Annotated in this window: 1 protein-coding gene; it reads right to left on the minus strand. The window is 71.5% G+C overall.

Translation table 11 applies throughout. The annotated features are described in order from the left end of the window. On the minus strand, positions 1-1,286 hold a 1,286-nt coding region (locus tag ACFZDI_RS35915; protein ID WP_391256767.1), incomplete at both ends, for a beta-ketoacyl synthase N-terminal-like domain-containing protein.

Below are 1,286 nucleotides of genomic sequence, written 5' to 3' on the forward strand. Positions count from 1 at the left end.
ACGACGGCGAGGACCTGGTGGCCGTTGCGCTTGGCGTCGGAGAGGCGTTCGACGAGGAGCATGCCGACGCCCTCGGACCAGCCGGTGCCGTCGGCTGCGCCCGCGAACGGCTTGCAACGGCCGTTCAATGCGAGGCCGCGCTGAAGGGCGAAGCTGGAGAAGGTGTCCGGCGTCGGCATGACCGTCACACCACCGGCCAAGGCCAGGGAGCACTCGCCCCGGCGCAGCGACTGCGCGGCCAGATGGAGGGCGACGAGCGAGGACGAGCACGCGGTGTCCACGGTGACGGCCGGCCCCTCGAACCCGAACGTGTACGACACCCGTCCCGAGATGACACTGCTCGATCCGCCCGTGCCGAGGAAGCCCTCGACACCCTCCGGGATCTCCGTCGGGCGCGAGGCGTAGTTGTGGTACATCACGCCGGCGAAAATGCCCGTTGAACTGCCGCGTACGGAGGCCGGGTCGATGCCCGCGCGCTCCAGCGCTTCCCAGGAGGCTTCGAGCAGCAGTCGCTGCTGCGGGTCCATCGCCAGCGCCTCACGCGGCGAGATCCCGAAGAAGGCAGGGTCGAAGTCGCCCGCGCCCCGCAGGAATCCGCCTTCCAGAGCGTACGACTCTCCGTCGAGCTCCGGGTCCTCGCCGAAGACCCGCTCAAGGTCCCAGCCGCGGTCGGTGGGGAAGGGGGTGATGCCGTCACCGCCGTCGAGCAGGAACCGCCACATCCCCTCGGGCGTGGTGATTCCGCCCGGGTAGCGGCAGGCCATGCCGACGATCGCGATGGGCTCGTCGTCGGCGGGCGCGTCGGCCGAGGCCGCGGCCTCGATCACCGCATGCGTGTCCGTCAGCTCGGCCACCAAGAAGTCGGCGACGGCCGTCGCGTTCGGGTGGTCGAAGACGAGGGTGGCGGGGAGACGGAGCCCGACAGCCGTACCGAGTTGGTTGCGGAACTCGACGGCCGTCAGCGAGTCGAACCCGAACTCCGTGAACGCCTTCTCGGGGTCGACCGATTCGGCATCGGGATAGCTGAGCACCGCGGCGACCCGCGCCCTGACCAGCCCGAGCGCGAACGCGTGCCGCTTACTGGGCGCGTGCGCGACCAGCTGCTTCGCCCACTCGCCGCGCGCCGCCCCCGGAACGCCGGTGCGGGCACTGCGGCGGTTGGGTGCGCGGACGAGTCCGCGCAGCAGCGGCGGTACGCCGGTCGAGGTGGCCTGGGCGCGTACGGCGGCCAGGTCGAGGCGTACGGGTACGAGCAGGGTCTGCTCGGCCGTCCACGCGGTGTCGAG

It is taken from the genome of Streptomyces sp. NPDC007907, from assembly GCF_042959365.1.
Classification (GTDB): domain Bacteria; phylum Actinomycetota; class Actinomycetes; order Streptomycetales; family Streptomycetaceae; genus Streptomyces; species Streptomyces indiaensis.